This window comes from Streptomyces mangrovi, from assembly GCF_900114215.1.
Lineage (GTDB): Bacteria > Actinomycetota > Actinomycetes > Streptomycetales > Streptomycetaceae > Streptomyces > Streptomyces barkulensis.
The window spans coordinates 1-19,862 of record NZ_FOSG01000026.1 but is presented as its reverse complement, the minus strand read 5'-3'; the positions used below and the strand labels follow the sequence as shown (position 1 = coordinate 19,862).

The following is a 19,862-nucleotide window of genomic DNA, read 5'->3' as shown; positions in this document are numbered from 1 at the left end:
ACCACCGCGCGCCGGGGCCGGCTCAGCGCGCGATGATCCGGACGCCCTCCGGAACCCCGCCGACCCGGGGCAGCCGCGGATTCACCCGGATGGTGTGCAGCCGCGGAAAGGCGCTCAGCCATCCCATGTCGACCCCGAGGTCGTAGGCGAGCCACAGATGCGTCAGCCGGTCGCGCACCGTGCCGTGCAGCAGTTCCTCCGGAGTGAAGCCGCCCGCGATCTGGATGCGGTCCCGGCCGCCCATGTCGCGCAGCGCCCGCAGCTCGGAGAGGTCGGAGACGGGGAAGTACAGCCCCTCCGGGTCCAGCCGGGAGACGATCTCGCGGGCGTAGCGGGCGGTGTCGAAGTTGCGCCAGGCCCGCGCGAGCTCCGCCCTCACCCTCAGCGACGACCGGTCCCGCAGCCGTACCAGATAGTCGACGGCCGCCTCGTCCCGCACCCGTGTCGCGGTGATGGCGAGCAGATACGCCTTGTCGTCCGGTACGGCCGCCGGATCGGGCAGCAGCTCCAGCACGACGGGCCCGATCCACCCCAGGTTGCGGGCGCCCAGCGGATCGGTGGGGCTGACGATCTTCTCGGTGCGGTCGCGCACCAGCCTCCGTGTCTCCGGATCCAGTTCTGTGACGTGTTCCAGACAGGCCGCCGCCATCAGCCTGCGGTGCTTGGTCTCGGAGGTCTTCAGATGCCCGCAGGGAGCCAGCAGCTGTTCGATGAAGCGCGCGCACTCGTCGGGCCGGGCGTGGGCGGCGGCCATCCGGACGATCTCCTCCCATCCCGCCTCGTGGGCGTGGTCCACCAGATCCCCGAACCGTCCCCGCGCCACGATCTCCTTGGCGCTCAGATAGTCCTGGAAGGTCCGGTGCACGAACTCCACCCGGCCGTCGTCCGACTCGCGCAGCAGCCCGGTGCGGTGCAGCAGATGGCCGAAGATCTTCTCCGCGTCCCCCTGGCCGCGGGCGGCCGGGATGGCGGGCAGATGGGAGTCGAGCACCGCGACGGCGCTCTCCCGGTCCAGATCCGTGCGGTCCTCGGTCAGCATCCGGTGCGCGAGCTTCTGCAGCAGCCGCTCGCGCGGCGCGCGCTGGAGCTCGACGTCGTCGGCGTGCAGCACGTCGCGCTCCGGGTCGCGTCGCTGGAGCAGCATGTCCATGGCCGCGTCGTACAGCTCCTTGCGGCCCTGCGGCAGCGTCCCGGCGCGGTCCCTGTTCAGGGCGCAGATCAGACCGCACATCAAGGGGTTGGTGGCCAGCCGGCGCAGCTCCCGGTAGACCCGCACCGAGTGCAGCAGCCGCTGCTCGTAGCCGGCGAGCCGCTCCTGGTCCCCGCCGCCGTCGCGCCGGGCGGCCCGGTGCCAGTGGCGGATGAACTCCGCCACCTGGTCGCGGCTCATCGGCGCCAGCATCAGCTCGCTGAACCCCTCCCGGGCCAGCCAGTCGGGCTCGACGGCCGACGGCCGGGTGGTGACCAGGCAGACCGTGCCGGGGTGGATGTGCAGCAGTCTGCGCAGCCCCGCCCGCAGCTCCTCCCGGCGGGCCTCGGGCGCCTCGTCGATCCCGTCCACCAGCAGCAGCGCCCGTCCCTCGACCAGCACCCGGACGGCCCAGCCGGGAGGCTCGCCGCCCGGCAGCGCCGCCCGGCAGCGCCCCACGGACAAGAACTCCTCGGGCGCCGGGAAGCCCTCGCGTGCGAAGTGCCGCACGGGCAGCACGAAGGGCACCCGGCCGCGCAGCGCGGCCAGCTCCCCGGGCAGGTCGTTGCGGGTGACCGCCACGGCCAGCCACTGCACCAGCGTGGTCTTCCCCGATCCGGCCACTCCGCGCAGCAGTACCCGCTCCTGTCCGGCCAGGGCGCGGTCGGCGGGCAGCGCCGGCTGCCCGGACGACCCCTCGACGGGGGTGGCGAACTCGGCGCCCAGGCTCAGATAGGTGGCGTCCAGCGGCCAGCTTCCGGGGGCGTTGGGCAGGTCGATGCCGTGGATGGTCAGGCGGTTGTGCCGCCGGACGAGGAAGGCGGCGTACTCCTCCTCGAAGGCGAGGTCCTCGGGGGAGGGCAGGGGGCGGCGCACGGCGTCGGCGTCGTTGAGGTCGACGAGCTGCCGTATGCGGTGGCTCTGCTCGGCCAGGTGCCCGGCGACGTACGGCGAGTGCCGGATCAGGAAGTGCAGGACGTGCAGGCAGACGTTGTCCAGCAGCTGGTCGTGGAACCAGGCCTGCTCGCCGGTCAGCTCCCGGTCGGCGCCGGGGACGGCCCGGCGCAGTCGCCGCGCGCAGTCCTGCGGTCCCATGCGGACGGCCTCCACGTCGTCGAGGTCCAGCTCGCCGAGCGCGGCCAGGGTCCGCCCCAGGACCAGGGCCACGGGCCGGTCGGCCGGGTCCTCCGGCGCCCTGCCGCCGCCCGGCCGGGCGATCCGCACCAGCTCCCGGGCGATCCGTGCCACGTCGTCGTACGTCCGCTCGGGCCGCAGGCCCCGGAACGACACCAGCCCCGCCACCAGCCGGGGGCCGTCGCAGGCCGGCGGGAGGTCGGCGAACAGCTCGCGGACCAGGGGCGCGGCCCTGTTCGAGGGGATTCTCGCGACGGCTTCTTCCATTCGGCCCTCCCCCGACGGCCCTGTGGACTGGTGGTGGTCTGACGGTGGTCCGGCGACGGCCTGAGGCGGCGTGCGGCCCGGCGGGCGCCCGCCCCCAAGGCTATGCCAACTCACCTGAGGCGTAAGGGGTTTGGCGGATCGCACCGCGGTGCCGCACCGTACTGTGGACGGACCGCCGCACACGGCGCGATCCTGGAGGGACGGGCCGGTGGGCGCGCTGCCCACGGTGGACCGCACGTCCGCGACCATGGGAGGCACCATGATCAAGGGTCTGGCCGCAGCCACCGTCTGGTCCACCGACCAGGAGCGGGACCTGAGGTTCTTCACCGAGAAGCTCGGCTTCGAGGTACGCGGCGATGCCACCGAGAACGGAACGCGCCGGATCACCGTCGGAGCCAGGGGCCAGCCGGACGTCGGGCTGACGCTGGTGCCGGCATACGGACCCGGCATCGACCCCGAGTCGGCCCGGGCGCTGGCCGGGCTGGTCCGCAAAGGGGTCCTGGGAGCGGGTGTGCTGCGGACGGACGACTGCCGCTCCGCGTACGAGTGGCTGGTGGAACGGGGCGTGGAGTTCCTCCAGGAACCGCTCGAGGGGCCGCACGGCACCGAGGCGGTCTTCCGGGACGAGTCGGGCAACCGGTACTCGCTGGCCGAGGAGCGGACGAGCGGGCTGGTCCTGAGCCGTGAGTGGTCGGAGGTCTGCGACTGATTCCCGCACCCGCCCGCCGCACCGCGGCGGGCGGGTGCGGCGGCCGTGACCGCCGCACCCCGTCTCACATGGCCGGACCCCGGCCCTGGGGAAGCCGGTAGACGCCGTTCTCCAGCGGCTCGACCAGCCCGTCCGCGACCAGCCCGTCCAGCGCGCGCGCCCGCTGCACCGGCTCGTCCCACACCGCGTCCAGCGCGGCCTGCGACACCGGCCCCACGGCCTCGCGCAGCACGGCCAGCAGCCTGCCGCGTACCTGGCGGTCGGTGCCCGCGTAGCTCTGGCCGCGACGCGGCGGACCGTCGTGCGCGGGCGAGCCGGCACGGCGCCAGGCGCACAGGTCCATGACCGGGCAGTTCTCGCAGTCCGGCTTGCGGGCCGTGCACACCAGGGCGCCCAGCTCCATCGTGGCCGCCGCCCAGCGCGCCGCCGTCGCGTCCTCCTCGGGCAGGACGGTCCGGGCGAGTCTGCGCTCGGCGGCGGTGGTGGCGGTCGGGGGGAACTCGCGGCCGCCGAACGCGCGGGCGAAGACCCGCCGGACGTTGGTGTCCAGCACCGGGTGCCGTTGCCCGTAGGCGAAGGAGGCCACGGCCGCGGCCGTGTACTCGCCCACCCCCGGCAGGGCCAGGAGCTGTGCGTGTTCCTTGGGCACGTCGCCGCCGTGCCGTTCCGTTATGGCGGCGGCGGCGCCGTGCAGCCGCAGGGCCCGGCGGGGATAGCCCAGCCGGCCCCAGGCGCGCACCGCCTCGCCGGGCGGCTCGGCGGCCAGGTCGGCGGGGCGCGGCCAGCGGGCGAGCCACTGCTCGTACACGGGCAGCACCCGGCTGACGGGCGTCTGCTGGAGCATGAACTCGCTGACCATCACGCCCCAGGCGCCCGCCTCGGGGCGGCGCCAGGGCAGGTCGCGGGCGTGTTCGCCGAACCAGTCGATGACCGGTCCGTGGAGGTCGGAGGGGGAAGGGGACTCGGGGGGAAGGAGGCCGGTCGCGGTCAGACCGGTGGCGCTGTGCTCGGATGTGGTCGCAGTCATGGCGTCTCCGATCCTGACACGGAGGGGCGCGACGGCGAAGCGGCCCGCGCCGATGGACGGCAGGCACCACCCGTCCCGATGTGTCCCTTTCGTTCGGGGGGAGTGCCGCCCGGCTTCCGGCGGAGGCCGGGACCGGCGGCGATCGTCGTCTACGAGGCGGGGCCGGTGTAGCCGAGCCCGGTCCGCACCCGGTTTGTCAGCGCGGTCGCGGGCCCGGCCGCCGAACGGGTCACCAGCAGTACCGCGGCCGCGCCCAGCAGCGCGCCCGCCACCACGTCGTGCGGGTAGTGCACTCCCAGGAACACCCGGGAGAAGGCCGTCAGCACCGCCAGCGGCAGCACCAGCCAGGCCATCGCCCGCCAGACCAGTACGACGGCCACCGCCGCGGCGGCGGCGATGGTGGCGTGGTTGCTGGGGAAGGACCAGTCGCCCGGCTTCGGGCAGGGGGCGATCGGGGCCGGCGCGCCCGCCACGGCACGGCAGGGCCGCTCCTCCCGTACGACCAGCTTGACGGCCTCGCTGAGGCCGTACGCCGCAGCCACCGCGGCCCCGCCCAGCAGGGCCCGGGCCAGGATCCCCGGCTCGGCGCGCCGGACCCGCCAGCACGCCGCCGCCAGCAGCGCGGCGAGGACCAGCAGACCGCCCTCGGTGCCGTACTCGGCGAGCGAGTGCAGCCAGTCCGGGGTGCCGTGCGCGAAGTCGGCGACATCCCGGTAGAGGTCGCTGTGGAGGCCGTCCGGGGAGGCGCCCCGGGAGGCGCCCCGGGAGGCACCCGGGGGAGGACCGAGGGGGTCGCTTCGAAGATCACTGCTCATGCGTGAACGGTACGAAAAGGAAGCGTACGGTCACTCCCCGCAACAGTCGGGCGTCACCCCTGACGGTCGCCGGGCTCTGCCGGGCCGTTCATCATAAAAGTTGGTCTTCAGTGCGGCGGGTAAGACCGTATGGGGCACATGATGTCTCGTAAGGTTTGCGCGTGGGATCTCTGCGCAATCCGGTTGGGCCCCTTCCCTCCTCCATCTACTGGAGGCGAAGGGCGGTCATGCTTGCGCTCCTGCTGGTCCTGGCACTGCTCGTCATATGGGCCGTCAGGTCCGGAGGGCCGGGCGGAGGCGGCGGGAGCGACCAGGGCGGGAAGCAGGGCGGCGGTGAGGTGCCGGGCACCATCACACCCGGGCCGTCCTCGTCCGAGTCCCTGATCAGCGAACGCCCCGGCGGGCGCGAGGAGTCCGACGGAGGCACCGGCGGTTCGGGGGGATCGGGCGGTTCGGGAGGCACCGGCGGCGGGGGCGGTGACACGGAAGGACCGGCCGGATCCGGATCCGGCGGCGGGGGCGCGGACGGCGAGGGCGAAGGCGGCGCGAACGGTTCCGGTTCGGGCGGTCCGGGTGCCGCAGGAGCGGGCGGCGGATCCGCCGGTGTCGTCTCGGGCGGGGTCGAGGCCGTGCCTGCCGACTCCACCCTCCCCGACTGCCGCCCCGGCTCGGTCGAGGTGACGCTGCGCAGTGAGGAGAACCGGTACGCGCCCGGCGAGAAGCCCGTCTTCCGGCTGACCGTGCGCAACGAGGGCGGCGGCGCCTGCAAGGTCGACTTCGGCACCGGTGCCACGGCCTTCACCATCATCGAAGCCGAGGACGGCGACGAGAAGGTCTGGAAGTCCGAGCACTGCCCGAAGGGCGCCCGCTCGGCCCTCTACAAGGTCCCGGCGGGCGGAACGGCCGTCCGCACCCTGGAGTGGGACCGCAGGCACAGCACGCCCGAGTGCGGCACGCCGGGCGCCGGGGCGAAGGCCGGCACCTATCTGGTCGAGGCCGAGGTGGAGGGCCTGGAGAAGGTGCGCATCTCGTTCGTCCTCACCAAGGACTGAACCGGGGAACGTCCGGTCCGCGCCGCGGACCGGACGGGGCCGGGCGGGCGCGGCGGCCCCGCCCGGACCGAACGCGTCAGACGTACCGCTCCAGGATCGACGACTCCGCCAGCCGCGACAGGCCCTCGCGGACCGACCTGGCCCGCGCCTCGCCCACCCCGTCGACGGCCTGCAGGTCGTCCACGCTCGCGGCCAGCAGCTTCTGCAGCCCGCCGAAGTGCTCGACCAGCCGCTCGATCACGGCGTTCGGCAGCCGCGGCACCTTCGCCAGCAGGCGGTAACCGCGCGGCGAGACGGCCGAGTCCAGCGTCTCCGGCGACCCGCTGTACCCCAGGGCCTTGGCCACCGTGGGCAGTTCGAGCAGCTCGGTATGGGTCAGCCGGTCCAGCTCGGTCAGCGCCTCGCCCACGGTGCGGGACCGCTTGGCGGTCGGCTCGGGCACGTAGTCGCGGGCGACCAGCTCGCGCTCGGGCTCCACACCCGCGATCAGCTCGTCGAGCTGGAGGGAGAGCAGCCGCCCGTCCGTGCCCAGCTCCACCACGTACTCGGCGATCTCCGTGGCGATCCGCCGCACCATCTCCAGCCGCTGCGACACCGCGGAGACGTCCCGGACCGTCACCAGGTCCTCGATCTCCAGCGCGGAGAGCGTGCCCGCCACCTCGTCCAGCCGCAGCTTGTAGCGCTCCAGCGTCGCCAGCGCCTGGTTGGCCCGGGACAGGATCGCCGCCGAGTCCTCCAGCACGCGCCGCTGGCCGTCCACGTACAGCGCGATCAGCCGCATCGACTGGCTGACCGACACCACCGGGAAGCCGGTCTGGATCGACACCCGCTGCGCGGTGCGGTGCCGGGTGCCCGTCTCCTCCGTCGGGATCGAGGCGTCCGGCACGAGCTGTACGCCCGCCCGCACGATCTTGGTGATGTCCTTGTCGAGGATCAGCGCGCCGTCCAGCTTGCACAGCTCGCGCAGCCGCGTCGCGCTGAACTCCACGTCCAGCACGAAACCGCCCGAGCACAGAGCCTCGACGGTCTTGTCCATGCCCAGGACGATGAGCCCGCCGGTGTTCCCCCGCAGCACGCGCTCCAGGCCGTCGCGCAGGGCCGTACCAGGCGCGACCGCGCTCAGTGAGGCGCGCAACAGGCCGTCGGCGCCGGTTGCTGCCCGGTCGTTGGCTGCCACGGCACTCCTTCGGGTCATGCGTACGTACGGGCGAGACCAGGGCAAAGTCTACCGGCGGTGTCAGCCCTCGTGCGGCGTGCTCCGATCGGCCCCGTCGCGCCCCTCCCGTTCGGAGCGGTCCGGCCGGGGCGGCCGGGCGGGCAGGACCCGCAGCGCCTCCCCTATGTCCGCCACCTCCCGCACCCGCATTCCCGACGGGATCCTGCCCGGGTCGGTGGGCACCAGGGCGTGGGTGAAGCCCAGCCGCGCGGCCTCCGCCAGCCGGCGCTGCACACCCGTCACACGCCTGACCTCGCCGGCCAGCCCCACCTCGCCGATGGCCACCAGGTTCTTCGGGAGCGGCGTGTCGCTGGCGGCGCTGGCCAGCGCGAGCGCCATGGCCAGATCGGCCGCGGGCTCCGACAGCCGCACCCCGCCGACGGTGGCGGTGTAGACGTCCCGCTTGCCCAGCGCGTTGATCCGGCCCCGCTGCTCCAGCACGGCCAGCATCATCGACACGCGCGAGGTCTCCAGCCCGGACGTGGTGCGCCGGGGGGAGGGGATCTGCGAGTCGACCGTCAGCGACTGCACCTCGGCCACCAGCGGGCGGCGGCCCTCCAGGGTGACGGTCAGACAGGTGCCGGGCACGGGCTCGTCCCGGCGGGTGAGGAAGAGGCCCGACGGGTCGGCCAGACCGGTGATGCCCTCGTCGTGCAGCTCGAAGCAGCCCACCTCGTCGGTGGCGCCGTAGCGGTTCTTCACACCGCGCACCAGCCGCAGCCGGGCGTGCCGGTCGCCCTCGAACTGCAGGACCACGTCCACCAGGTGCTCCAGCAGGCGCGGACCGGCGATGGCGCCGTCCTTGGTGACGTGGCCCACCAGCAGCGTGGACATCCCGCGCTCCTTGGAGGCCCGGATCAGCGCCCCGGCCACCTCCCGCACCTGCGCCATGCCGCCGGGCGCGCCGTCGATCTCGGGGGAGGCGACCGTCTGCACCGAGTCCAGGACCAGCAGCGAGGGCTTCACCTCGTCCAGATGGCCCAGGACGGCCGACAGGTCCGTCTCGGCCGCCAGGTACAGGTGGTCGCTTATCGCCCCGATCCGGTCCGCCCGCAGCCGCACCTGCCCGGCCGACTCCTCGCCGGTGACGTAGAGCGTGCGGCGGTCGGCGTCGGCCGCCTTGGCCGCGACGTCCAGCAGAAGCGTGGACTTGCCCACCCCCGGCTCGCCCGCCAGCAGCACCACCGCGCCCGGCACCAGCCCGCCGCCCAGCACCCTGTCCAGCTCCGGCACGCCCGTACTGCGCGCGGTGGCCACCTGCCCGTTCACCTGCCCGATGGGCAGCGCGGGGGACGAGACCCGGCCGGGCGCGGTGGTGCGGACGGCCGGGGTGCCGCCGGTCTCCTCGACGGTGCCCCAGGCGTGGCACTCCGGGCAGCGGCCGAGCCACTTGGCGGTGGTGTAGCCGCACTCGGTGCAGCGGTAGGCGGGGCGGTCCTTGGCGGACGACTTGCGGGCAGCCATGGGCCTCACGGTAGCCGGAGCCTCTGACAACCGGGCGCCGGCGGGCACGGGGCGGCCGGGGAGCGGACCGGCGGGGCGGGGCGGACACCGTGGACACCGTATGAGCCCGGCCCCCGTGCGCCCTCGCGCACCCCCCTGCCACCCACCGTTGAGCGTTTGTGCGTTTTACCGCAGATCGTCACCCGTAAGGGTTAAACCCACGCAAGCATCACCAGTGATGCCCGGCCTTCCGCCTACGGTCGGCTGGGTGATGAGCACTCGGCGCGAGCACCCCACGCACACCACCGGCGTACACCGGGCGCACCGTGGCACGCACCGCGCCGCGGCCCGGCCGCCGGTGCCCGTCGACCCCTACCGGGACCACCTGGACGGGCTGTTCACCTACTGCCTGTCCGTCATGTGCGAGCACGAGGCGGCCGTCTCCGTCCTCGGCGAGGCCCTGGCCGTCGCCGAGCGGCAGCGCCGCCGCGGCCGCACCCCCGCCGACACGGCACTGCACCGGCCCTGGCTGTACGCGCTGGCCCGCTGGTCCTGCCTGCGGCTCCTGGCCGAGCGCCACGGCGTCCGCCCCGAACCCCCGGAGCTGCCCGGCCCCCTGGCCACCGCGCGCCGCCGCGAGCTGGCCGCGCTCGCCTGGCCGGAGGCCGCCGGCACCGGCCCCGAGCAGCGCGAGGCCCTGGAACTGGCCGTACGCCACCACCTGCCGGTCCACGAGGTCGCCGCCGTCCTCGGCACGGATCACGACGGCACCGAGCTGCTGCTGTCCAGCGCCGCCTGCGAGGTGGAGCGCACCCGCACCGCGCTCGCCGTCGTCGACCGGGGCGGCTGCCCGGCCGTCGCCCGGCTCGCCGGGGACCGGGAGGTGCTGCTGGGCAGCGCGCTGCGCCGGGAGCTGGTGCGGCACGTGGACGAGTGCCCCGAGTGCCGCCGTACCGCCGAGCGGGTGCTGGCGGGCGGCCCGTGGCCGGGCACCGCCCCCGCGGATGTCGGCGCGCTCACCGTGCTCCCCGCCCCGCGGGCGGAGGTGCACGCCGCGATGCTCGCCGCGCAGCGCGCACGGGCCCGGCACACCCCGCGCTTCGACCGGCGCGGCTTCCCCGTCAACGTCCGGGACCGGGCCGAGCGCTTCGACCGGCTGCGCAGCCGCGCGGTGACCACCACGGTCGTCGCCACCGTCGTCGCCGCGCCGCTGCTGGCGCTGTGGGCCGCGTACCGCGGCGCGCCGCCGGTGGACGGCGGCCCGGGCGGCGCCCCCGTCTCGGCCTCCGAGCGGCAGGACCCGGGCGGCCTGTACGGCGACCCCCGGGGCGACGGGAGCCGGACGGGGGGCGCCGGGGCCTCCCGCGACGGATCCGGCGTCCGTATCGATGTGGCCGGCGCGGACGGCGGGGAAGGACGGGACACCCCGTCCTCCGGTACGGACGGCACGGACGGAGCCGACGGAGCCGACGGGGAGGGCCCGCAGCGCGGGGACACCGGTACGGGGCCGGGCCGGCTGACGGTCGAGGCCCAGCCGTCCGGGGACGCCACCGTCGTCACCCTCGTCGCCTCCGGCGGCTCCCCGGTCGACTGGACGGCCTCGGTGGACGCCCCCTGGCTGCGGCTGGACCGTACGCACGGGACGCTGCGGCCCGGCGAGTCGGCCGCCTTCACCGTCACCGTGGACCGTTCGCGGGAGCCGGCGGGCGCGTGGACCGCGCGGATCTCGATCGCCCCGGCGAAGGCGGTGATCACCCTGCGCGGGCACGGCGCGGCGCCCGCCCAGCCGCGCCCCTCCGAGCCCCCGGAGCCCGAGCCGTCCGAGTCGCCCGCGCCGGAACCGACCCCCGAGCCGCCGTCGAGCACACCGCCCGCGGAGCCCTTATCGCCCCCGGCGGGGCAACCGGACTAGCGGCCGCGCCGGTCCGGCGCCTTTCACCCGGACGCCGCTCACCCCGGGCCGCTCACCCCGGCATCGTGTGCCCCGGCTCCGCACGCCCCGGCTCGGTACGGCCCGCGGGCGGCCCCGCGGCACCCGCGGCGGGCCCGCCCGCCGGCCCGTCCGCCGGGTGCGGTGCCACCAGCGGCAGCTGAGAGGCCAGCCGCTCCTCGCACAGCTCGGCCAGCCGCGCGTACCCGGCCGGCCCCATCAGCTCCGTCAGCTCCGGCCGGTACGAGACGTACACCGGCTCGCCCGCCCCGTGCGCCGACGGCGCGCCGGTGCACCACCAGTGCAGGTCGTGCCCGCCCGGACCCCAGCCGCGGCGGTCGTACTCGCCGATCGACACGTACAGCCGCTGTTCGCCGTCGGGCAGTTCCACCCACTCGAACGTCCGCCGCACCGGCAGCTGCCAGCACACGTCCGGCTTGGTCTCCAGCGGCTCGCGGCCCTCCCGCAGGGCCATCGTGTGCAGCGCGCAGCCGATGCCGCCGGAGAAGCCGGGGCGGTTGAGGAAGATGCACGCGCCCCGGTGCAGCCGGGTCTGGCGCTCGCCGTCCTCGTTCACCTCCACCCAGCCGCGCCCGGAGGAGCCCTCCGCGTGGAACTGCCAGCTCTCGGGCGTGAGCCGCGCCACGTGCGCCGCCACGCGCTTCTCGTCGTCCTCGTCCGAGAAGTGCGCGCCCAGCGTGCAGCAGCCGTCGCTCGCGCGCCCCGCGCTGATGCCCTGGCACCCCTGGCCGAAGATGCAGCCCCAGCGGGAGGTCAGCCAGGTCAGGTCGCACCGGAACACCTGCTCCTCGTCCGCCGGGTCCGGGAACTCCACCCACATCCGGGCGTGGTCCAGCTCCACCTCGTCGCCCGCGGCCCGCCGCCGCTCCCCGCCCGTGTTCGCCTCTTTGTCCGGCTTCACCGTTTTCGTCTTCGCCACGCACACAGGGTATGCACCACGGGCCGGGCTCCGGGCCACCGTCCCGTCGCAGTAGCGTGGCTCCCCATGAGACTCGGTGTCCTCGACGTGGGTTCCAACACCGTTCACCTGCTGGTGGTGGACGCGCACCGGGGTGCCCGCCCCCTGCCCGCCTACTCCCACAAGGCGGAACTGCGCCTGGCCGAACTCCTCGACGAGGACGGCTCCATAAGCCCGGCGGGCGTCGGGAAACTCGCCGCGACCGTCCGGGAGGCGATGGTCGTCGCCGAGGACAAGGGCGTGGAGGACCTGCTGCCGTTCGCCACCTCGGCCGTACGGGACGCCGCCAACGCCGACCACGTGCTGGAGCGGGTGGCCGCCGAGACGGGCGTGGAGCTGAAGGTGCTCTCCGGCGAGGACGAGGCCCGGCTGACCTTCCTCGCTGCCCGCCGCTGGTTCGGCTGGTCGGCCGGACGGCTGCTGGTCCTGGACATCGGCGGCGGCTCGCTGGAGATCGCGTACGGCATCGACGAGCAGCCCGACGCCGCCGCCTCGCTGCCACTGGGCGCCGGCCGCCTCACGGCCTCCTGGCTGCCCGGCGACCCGCCCGACCCGGCCGACGTCCGCGCGCTGCGCCGCCATGTGCGGCACGAGATCGCCCGGGTCGTCGGGGGCTTCAGCCGGCTGAGCGCCCCCGACCACGTGGTGGCCACCTCCAAGACCTTCAAGCAGCTCGCCCGGCTGGGGGGCGCCCCCCGCTCCGCCGAGGGCCCCTACACGCAGCGCGAACTGGTGCGCGCGTCGCTGGAGGAGTGGGTGCCCAAGCTGGCCGCCATGCCGGCCGCCGAACGGGCCGCCCTCCCCGGCGTCTCCGAGGGCCGGGCCGGGCAGCTGCTGGCGGGGGCGCTGGTGGCGGAGGGCGCCATGGACCTGTTCGGTGTGGAGCGGCTGGAGATCTGCCCCTGGGCGCTGCGCGAGGGCGTCATCCTGCGCCGGCTGGACACGCTGTCCGGCAACGGGACTCCGTGACCTTCCCCACACCCGGGCCCGCGGGCCCCGCGACGACCTCCGTAACGCACTCCCGGTCGCCGTAGGCTGTTGTGCGTGGTCGATCCAGAGCTGTCCCTTCCGGCACCGAAGGTCGCCCTCTCCACGGCCTCCGTCTACCCGGAGACCACGGCGACGGCCTTCGAGATCGCCGCACGCCTCGGTTACGACGGGGTGGAGGTGATGGTGTGGACCGATCCGGTCAGTCAGGACGTCGAGGCGCTGCGCAGGCTCTCCGACTTCCACGGCGTCCCGGTCCTCGCCGTCCACGCCCCCTGCCTGCTGATCACCCAGCGCGTGTGGTCCAAGGACCCCTGGACCAAGCTCCAGCGATCCCGCGAGGCCGCCGAGAAGCTGGGCGCGAGCACGGTCGTGGTGCACCCGCCGTTCCGCTGGCAGCGTTCCTACGCCCGGGAGTTCATCCGCGGCGTGTGGCGGATGGCCGACGAGACCGACGTCCGCTTCGCCGTCGAGAACATGTACCCCTGGCGCTACCGCGACCGCGAGATGCTCGCCTACGCCCCCGCCTGGGACCCGACCGAGGACGACTACCGCCACTTCACCCTCGACCTCTCCCACACCGCCACCGCCCGCAACGACACCCTGGCGATGGTGGACCGCATGGGCGACCGCCTGGCGCACCTCCACATCGCCGACGGCACCGACTCGGCCAAGGACGAGCACCTCGTCCCCGGGCGCGGCGACCAGCCGTGCGCGGAGGTCCTGGAGCACCTGGCGGCCGGCGGCTTCGACGGGCACGTGGTGGTCGAGGTCAACACCCGCCGGGCGATGTCGTCGGCCGAGCGCGAGGCCGACCTCGCCGAGGCCCTGGCCTTCACCCGCCGCCACCTGGCCTCCGTGCCCCGGAAGGCCGGACCGTGAGCGCGCGGGACACCAACGCCCGGCCGGCACAGTCCGCACAGCCCGTGAAGGGCGCCGGGGACGCCCCACGCCCCGCGCGCCGCCGCGGCCGCCCCGCGTCGGCCGACCGCGCCGCGGCCGGGGAGGCGGCACGCGACCGCATCCTGGCCTCGGCCCGCGCGGAGTTCGCCGAGCGCGGCTACGACAAGGCGTCCATCCGCTCCATCGCCCGCGGCGCCGAGGTGGACCCGGCGCTGGTCCACCACTACTTCGGAACCAAGGAGCAGGTCTTCGAGGCCGCCGCCGAGGTCTCCTTCGCCCCCGCCGCCGAGGGCCTGGGCCATCTCGTCCCGCACGGCCCCGACGGCCTGGGCGAGGAACTCGTCCGCTTCTTCCTGGGCGTCTGGGAGGACCCGGCCGTCCGCGCGCCCCTGCTGGCGGTCGTCCGCTCGGCGCTCAGCAACGAGACCGCCGCCCGGATCTTCCGCGGCATGGTGACGCGGCAGCTGATGGCCCGGGTGGCGCACCGGCTGGACGCCCCGGACCGCCGGCTGCGGGTGGAACTGGCCGCCGCGCAGATGGTGGGCGTGGCGATCATGCGGTACGTCCTGGAGATCGAGCCGCTGGCCTCCGCGGAGCCCGAGGAGCTGGTCGCCCGCCTCGCGCCGGCCGTCCAGCACCATCTGACCGGACCCGTCGGCGAACACCCGCGCGGAGGGTGAATCCAGCGTCCCTCATGTCTTACGATCCGGACTTTTCGTCCAGATCTTGAGCGGGAGGCGTACGCTCGGCAGCCATGGCCCGAGGACCGCGCCCGACGGTCTTCCCACGGTTCACGAAGGAGTGGAGCACCATGCCCCAGCTGAGGTCCCGCACCGTCACCCACGGCCGCAACATGGCGGGCGCCCGCGCCCTCCTCCGGGCCGCCGGCGTAGCGCGCGAGGACTTCGGCAAGCCGATCATCGCGGTGGCCAACAGCTTTACCGAGTTCGTGCCCGGACACACCCACCTCCAGCCGGTCGGCCGGATCGTCAGCGAGGCGATCAAGGAAGCGGGCGGCGTCCCGCGCGAGTTCAACACCATCGCCGTGGACGACGGCATCGCCATGGGGCACGGCGGCATGCTCTACTCCCTGCCCTCCCGCGACCTGATCGCGGACTCCGTGGAGTACATGGTCGAGGCGCACTGCGCCGACGCCCTGATCTGCATCTCCAACTGCGACAAGATCACCCCGGGCATGCTGATGGCCGCGATGCGCCTGAACATCCCTACGGTCTTCGTCTCCGGCGGGCCGATGGAGTCCGGCCGCACCACCCTCGTCGACGGCACGGTCCGTAAGCTCGACCTGATCAGCGCCATCGCCGACTCGGCCAACGACGCCGTCTCCGACGAGGACATGGCGCTCATCGAGGAGAACGCCTGCCCCACCTGCGGCTCCTGCTCGGGCATGTTCACCGCCAACTCGATGAACTGCCTCACCGAGGCCATCGGCCTCTCCCTGCCCGGCAACGGCTCGGTGCTGGCCACCCACACCGCCCGCCGGGCGCTGTACGAGAACGCCGGCCGCACGGTCGTGGAGATCACCGGGCGCCACTACGAGCAGGACGACACGACCGTCCTGCCGCGCGCCGTCGGCTCCCGCGCCGCCTTCGAGAACGCCATGGCCCTCGACATCGCCATGGGCGGCTCCACCAACACGATCCTTCACCTGCTCGCCGCCGCGCAGGAGGCCGGGCTGGACTTCGGGCTGACCGACATCGACGCCGTCTCGCGCCGTGTGCCGTGCCTGTCCAAGGTCGCGCCCAACGGGTCGTACTACATGGAGGACGTCCACCGGGCCGGCGGCATCCCCGCCATCCTGGGCGAGCTGTACCGCGCGGGCCTGCTCAACGAGGACGTCCGCACCGTCCACTCCGACTCCCTGGCCGAATGGCTCAAGACCTGGGACATCCGCGGCGGCTCCCCGTCGCCGGAGGCCGTCGAGCTGTTCCACGCCGCCCCCGGCTGCGTCCGCTCCGCCAGCGCCTTCTCGCAGTCCGAGCGCTGGGAGTCCCTGGACACCGACGCGGCCGGCGGCTGCGTGCGCGACGTGGAGCACGCCTACTCCAAGGACGGCGGACTGGCCGTCCTGCACGGCAACCTCGCCGTCGACGGCTGCGTGGTGAAGACCGCCGGCGTCGACGAGTCCATCCTGACCTTCAGCGGCCCGGCCGTGGTCTGCGAGTCGCAGGAGGAGGCCGTCGAGAAGATCCTGGGCAAGCAGATCAAGGAGGGCGACGTCGTCGTCATCCGCTACGAGGGGCCCAGGGGCGGCCCCGGCATGCAGGAGATGCTCTACCCGACCTCCTTCCTCAAGGGCCGGGGCCTGGGCGCCAAGTGCGCCCTGATCACCGACGGCCGGTTCTCCGGCGGCACCTCGGGACTCTCCATCGGCCACGCCTCCCCCGAGGCGGCCGCGGGCGGCACCATCGCCCTGGTCGAGGACGGCGACCTGATCAGCATCGACATCCCCGCCCGCACCATCGAGCTGAAGGTCGACGAGGCCACCCTCGCCGCCCGCCGCGAGGCGCTCGGCGGCCGGTACGCGCCGGCGGCGCGCGACCGCAAGGTCTCCGCCGCACTGCGCGCCTACGCGGCCATGGCCACCAGCGCCGACAAGGGCGCGGTGCGGGACGTCACCAGGCTCGGCTGACCCCGGCCCCGACACCCTCCGACACACCCCGTGCGCCCGCCCGCATAATCGACACCATGAGCGAGAAGCGGGAGCGCCCCGAGCCCGAGCCGATCCGGTTCTACGGCACCACCTGGGTGGACCACTCCGGTGGCTACCTCCTGCGCCGGATCGCACTCGGACTCGGGGCGCTGCTGCTGGCCGCCGCCGGAGCCTGGGTGCTGCGGCTGGCGTACGAGGGCAGCACCTTCGCGGACGGCGGTGTGATCGGCGTCCTGCTCGTGGTCGCCCTGGCACTGTCCAGCTCCATGGCCTTCAGCCGCACCCTCACCGACTACACCCGCGAGCCCGGCGAGGCCCGCTCCGACGACGCGGCGATGCGCCCGGTCAAGATGGTCGGCTTCCTCGGCGTCCTGCTCGCCTACGCCGCGCGCAGCCTGGTCGAGGCCCCCGGCGAGAAGCTGCGGCGCGCCGAGTACGACCGGGCCGTCGCGCGGCACGAGCGCCGTGGCGCCACCCGTTCCGCGCGCCGCGGCAACCCGGCCGCCCGCCGCGGCTCCGGGAGGCCCGGCCGCAGGCGCTGAGGGAAGCGGGCCGAGCCGCCCGCCCCGCGCCCCCGCAACACCGCCCGCAACACCGCCCGCAACGCCCCCCGTCCGTCCCGGACGGGGGGCGTCCGGCGTACCCGGCCCTGTCCCGCTTGACGCCCGGGCCGGCGCGGGAGCATTATTCAACGCATGATGAATTCTGCTGCGGGGCCGGCCGTCAGAGCCGACGGCCTCACCGTCGTCCGCGGTGGCCGCACCGTCGTCGACGGCCTCTCCTTCGACGTCCCACGCTCCACCGTCACCGGCCTGCTGGGCCCCAGCGGCTGCGGCAAGACCACCCTGATGCGCGCCATCGCCGGTACCCAGGCGAAGGTCACCGGCACCCTCGACGTGCTCGGCCGGCCGGCCGGAGCCGCACCGCTGCGCTCCCGCGTCGGATACGTCACCCAGGCCGCCTCCGTCTACACCGACTTGACCACCCGCCAGAACCTGGAGTACTTCGCCTCCGTTCTGGGCCTGCCCCGCGCCGACCGCCGCGCACAGGTCGAACGCGCCCTCGCCGACGTCGACCTCACCACCCACGCCGACGCACTCGCCGGCAACCTCTCCGGCGGGCAGCTCTCCCGGGTCTCCCTGGCCGTCGCCCTGCTCGGCTCCCCCGAGCTGCTGGTCCTCGACGAGCCCACCGTCGGCCTCGACCCCGTCCTCCGCCGCGACCTGTGGGGCCTCTTCCACCGCCTCGCGGCCGAACGCGGCACCACCCTGCTCGTCTCGTCCCACGTCATGGACGAGGCCGACCGCTGCGACCGTCTGCTGCTGATGCGCGCCGGCCGCCTCCTGGCCGACGGCACCCCCGACACCCTGCGGACCCGCACCCGCACCAGCACCGTCGAAGACGCCTTCCTCCACCTGGTCGACACCGCCCGGGAAGACGAGAGGACCGACGAGGAGGAGACCCGGTGAGCGCGCTCCGAACCCTGGCCACCGCCCGCCGCGTACTGCGCCAGCTCGCGCACGACCCCCGCACGATCGCGCTGCTGCTGCTCGTCCCCGTGCTGCTGACGGTCCTGCTGTACTACGTCTACGCCGACGACCGCGAACTCTTCGACCGCATCGGAGCCTCGCTGCTCGGCATCTTCCCGATGATCACGATGTTCCTGGTCACCTCCATCGCCACCCTGCGCGAACGCACCTCGGGCACCCTGGAGCGCCTGCTGTCCATGCCGCTGGGCAAGGCCGACCTGCTCCTGGGCTACGCACTGGCCTTCGGCCTGCTGGCCGTCGCCCAGGCGGCCCTGGCCACCGGGGTGACCATCTGGTTCCTGGACCTGGACTTCGCGGGCTCCCCCTGGCTGCTGCTGCTCATCGCCCTGCTCGACGCACTGTTCGGCACCGCGCTGGGCCTGTTCGTCTCCGCCTTCGCCGCCACCGAGTTCCAGGCCGTCCAGTTCATGCCCGCGCTGATCCTCCCGCAGCTCCTGCTCTGCGGCCTGCTCACACCGCGCGACACCATGCAGCCCCTCCTGGAGGCCGTCTCGAACGTCCTGCCCCTGTCCTACGCGGTGGACGGCATGAACGAGGTCCTGCGCAGCCCCGACGTCACCGGCGACCTCGTCCGCGACATCGCTGTCGTCGCCGGAAGCGCCCTGCTCGTACTCTTCCTCGGCGCGGCCACCCTCCGCCGCCGCACCCCCTGACCGCCAGACGGACGAACCGGCGGCGCCGCCGCCGCGAGTGCGAGGATTGCAGCGCATCCCACAGACGCACACATGCGCGGCACGCACGCATGTACCGGACCCGGACAAGGTGAGTCGTCCCATGACCCAGAAGATCGCCGTACTCGGAACCGGCAAGATCGGCGAAGCCCTGCTGTCGGGCATGATCCGCGCCGGCTGGTCCCCGTCCGACCTCCTGGTCACCGCCCGCAGGGCGGAGCGCGCCGAGGAACTGCGCTCCCGCCACGGCGTCGCCGCGGTCACGAACGCCGAGGCGGCCAAGACGGCCGACACACTGATCCTGGCGGTCAAGCCGCAGGACATGGCGGCCCTCCTCGGCGAGCTGGCCCCCCACGTCCCCGCCGACCGCCTGGTCGTCAGCGCGGCCGCGGGAATTCCGACGGCCTTCATCGAGGAACGCCTCGCCCAGGGCGTCCCGGTCGTCCGCGTCATGCCCAACACCCCGGTACTGGTGGACGAGGGCATGTCCGTCATCTCGGCCGGCACCCACGCCACCGAGGCCCACCTCGTCCGCACCGAGGAGATCTTCCAGCCGGTCGGCAAGACGCTACGCGTCCCGGAGTCCCAGCAGGACGCCGCCACGGCGCTCTCCGGCTCGGGGCCGGCGTACTTCTACTACCTGGTGGAGGCCATGACCGACGCGGGCATCCTGCTCGGCCTCCCCCGGGACAAGGCACACGACCTGATCGTCCAGGCGGCCGTGGGCGCCTCGGTGATGCTCCGGGACAGCGGTGAGCACCCGGTCAAGCTCCGCGAGGCGGTCACCTCCCCGGCGGGCACCACGATCAGCGCCATCCGCGAGCTGGAGCGGCACGGTGTACGCGCCGCGCTCATCGCGGCCCTGGAAGCGGCCCGCGACCGCAGCCGTGAACTGGCCTCCGGCGGCAACGGCTAGGGCTGTTTGATGGACCGCTCACGGTCGTGTACTGTTCTCCGAGCTGCCACGGAGTCGATCCGACACCGGGCAGCTCTTCTGTCGCCTTCGGCGGCGACCACTCACTTGGTGTGAATCCCTTCCGGGGGTGAATTGCGGCATGCCGCAATTCCGGTCCGGGTGGCTCGATTAGGAGCCGGACGGGGAATCCGCTACGGTGGTGGAAGCGCCGGAAACGGCGCGGAAGGAAAAGGCAGGACCCCGCCGGCGGGGATTCGGAGACCGAAAAGGGATCTGATAGAGTCGGAGACACCGAAGGGAAGCGCCCGGAGGGGCCCCGGAAGGGGTGCCGAAGGAAGCGTCCGTTCCTTGAGAACTCAACAGCGTGCCAAAAGTCAACGCCAGATATGTTGATACCCCGTTC

Annotated in this window: 17 protein-coding genes; 11 read left to right on the top strand and 6 right to left on the bottom strand. The window is 74.0% G+C overall.

What is annotated here, in order from left to right; all coding sequences use genetic code 11:
• Positions 1 to 22 precede the first annotated feature (22 nt).
• The gene (locus BM237_RS25620; RefSeq protein WP_093852110.1) at positions 23 to 2,590 is read right to left on the bottom strand and encodes an NACHT domain-containing protein; all 2,568 of its coding nucleotides are present in this window, start codon (positions 2,588 to 2,590) and stop codon (positions 23 to 25) included.
• Positions 2,591 to 2,849: 259 nt separating this feature from the next.
• On the opposite strand from BM237_RS25620, the gene BM237_RS25615 reads away from it, so the two are divergent.
• Positions 2,850 to 3,299, top strand: coding sequence for a VOC family protein (locus BM237_RS25615; protein WP_093852158.1), 450 nt, complete (start codon positions 2,850 to 2,852; stop codon positions 3,297 to 3,299).
• Between the two features lie 64 nt (positions 3,300 to 3,363).
• Here BM237_RS25615 and BM237_RS25610 read toward each other — a convergent pair whose 3' ends face one another.
• Positions 3,364 to 4,326: an HhH-GPD family protein gene (locus BM237_RS25610; RefSeq protein WP_093852109.1), complete on the bottom strand. Its 963-nt coding sequence runs from the start codon at positions 4,324 to 4,326 to the stop codon at positions 3,364 to 3,366.
• Between the two features lie 149 nt (positions 4,327 to 4,475).
• Complete coding sequence (locus BM237_RS25605; protein WP_093852108.1) at positions 4,476 to 5,141, bottom strand: phosphatase PAP2 family protein; 666 nt, start codon at positions 5,139 to 5,141, stop codon at positions 4,476 to 4,478.
• 227 nt (positions 5,142 to 5,368) lie between these two features.
• Here BM237_RS25605 and BM237_RS25600 point away from each other — a divergent pair, with 227 nt between their 5' ends.
• Positions 5,369 to 6,193 (top strand): hypothetical protein, encoded by an 825-nt coding sequence (locus tag BM237_RS25600; RefSeq protein ID WP_342746259.1) that lies wholly within the window; start codon positions 5,369 to 5,371, stop codon positions 6,191 to 6,193.
• A gap of 76 nt (positions 6,194 to 6,269) precedes the next feature.
• On the opposite strand, the gene disA is transcribed toward BM237_RS25600, so the two are convergent.
• Both disA and radA read right to left on the bottom strand, forming a co-directional pair.
• Positions 6,270 to 7,370 carry a DNA integrity scanning diadenylate cyclase DisA gene (disA, locus tag BM237_RS25595; protein ID WP_412721770.1) on the bottom strand — a complete coding sequence of 367 codons (1,101 nt, stop codon included), beginning with the start codon at positions 7,368 to 7,370 and terminating at the stop codon, positions 6,270 to 6,272.
• A gap of 60 nt (positions 7,371 to 7,430) precedes the next feature.
• The gene (gene radA, locus BM237_RS25590) at positions 7,431 to 8,873 is read right to left on the bottom strand and encodes a DNA repair protein RadA (protein ID WP_093852105.1); all 1,443 of its coding nucleotides are present in this window, start codon (positions 8,871 to 8,873) and stop codon (positions 7,431 to 7,433) included.
• A gap of 250 nt (positions 8,874 to 9,123) precedes the next feature.
• Between radA and BM237_RS25585 the strand changes: the two genes are divergently transcribed.
• Positions 9,124 to 10,764, top strand: a complete 1,641-nt coding sequence (locus BM237_RS25585; RefSeq protein ID WP_093852104.1) for a BACON domain-containing protein — start codon at positions 9,124 to 9,126, stop codon at positions 10,762 to 10,764.
• A gap of 52 nt (positions 10,765 to 10,816) precedes the next feature.
• Here the strand turns inward: BM237_RS25585 and BM237_RS25580 are convergent, their stop codons facing one another.
• Entirely contained in the window at positions 10,817 to 11,722 is a 906-nt protein-coding gene (locus BM237_RS25580; protein WP_425443740.1) for a DUF3109 family protein, read from the bottom strand.
• A gap of 66 nt (positions 11,723 to 11,788) precedes the next feature.
• Between BM237_RS25580 and BM237_RS25575 the strand changes: the two genes are divergently transcribed.
• The 8 genes from BM237_RS25575 (at position 11,789) to proC (ending at position 19,459) form a co-directional block, all read left to right on the top strand.
• Positions 11,789 to 12,730 carry a Ppx/GppA family phosphatase gene (locus BM237_RS25575; RefSeq protein ID WP_093852103.1) on the top strand — a complete coding sequence of 314 codons (942 nt, stop codon included), beginning with the start codon at positions 11,789 to 11,791 and terminating at the stop codon, positions 12,728 to 12,730.
• Positions 12,731 to 12,805: 75 nt separating this feature from the next.
• Positions 12,806 to 13,630, top strand: a complete 825-nt coding sequence (locus tag BM237_RS25570) for a sugar phosphate isomerase/epimerase family protein (protein WP_240958288.1) — start codon at positions 12,806 to 12,808, stop codon at positions 13,628 to 13,630.
• Positions 13,631 to 13,674: 44 nt separating this feature from the next.
• Positions 13,675 to 14,331, top strand: a complete 657-nt coding sequence (locus tag BM237_RS25565) for a TetR/AcrR family transcriptional regulator (protein WP_093852156.1) — start codon at positions 13,675 to 13,677, stop codon at positions 14,329 to 14,331.
• 131 nt (positions 14,332 to 14,462) lie between these two features.
• Positions 14,463 to 16,301, top strand: coding sequence for a dihydroxy-acid dehydratase (gene ilvD / locus BM237_RS25560; RefSeq protein WP_093852102.1), 1,839 nt, complete (start codon positions 14,463 to 14,465; stop codon positions 16,299 to 16,301).
• Between the two features lie 56 nt (positions 16,302 to 16,357).
• Entirely contained in the window at positions 16,358 to 16,864 is a 507-nt protein-coding gene (locus BM237_RS25555) for a hypothetical protein (protein ID WP_093852101.1), read from the top strand.
• A 153-nt stretch (positions 16,865 to 17,017) separates the two neighbouring features.
• Positions 17,018 to 17,791, top strand: a complete 774-nt coding sequence (locus BM237_RS25550) for an ABC transporter ATP-binding protein (protein WP_093852100.1) — start codon at positions 17,018 to 17,020, stop codon at positions 17,789 to 17,791.
• Positions 17,788 to 18,525, top strand: coding sequence for an ABC transporter permease (locus BM237_RS25545; RefSeq protein WP_093852099.1), 738 nt, complete (start codon positions 17,788 to 17,790; stop codon positions 18,523 to 18,525). The genes BM237_RS25550 and BM237_RS25545 overlap by 4 nt, the downstream gene beginning before the upstream one ends.
• 121 nt (positions 18,526 to 18,646) lie before the next feature.
• On the top strand, positions 18,647 to 19,459 hold the full coding sequence (proC, locus tag BM237_RS25540; protein ID WP_093852098.1) for a pyrroline-5-carboxylate reductase: 813 nt from the start codon (positions 18,647 to 18,649) through the stop codon (positions 19,457 to 19,459).
• Positions 19,460 to 19,862 lie beyond the last annotated feature (403 nt).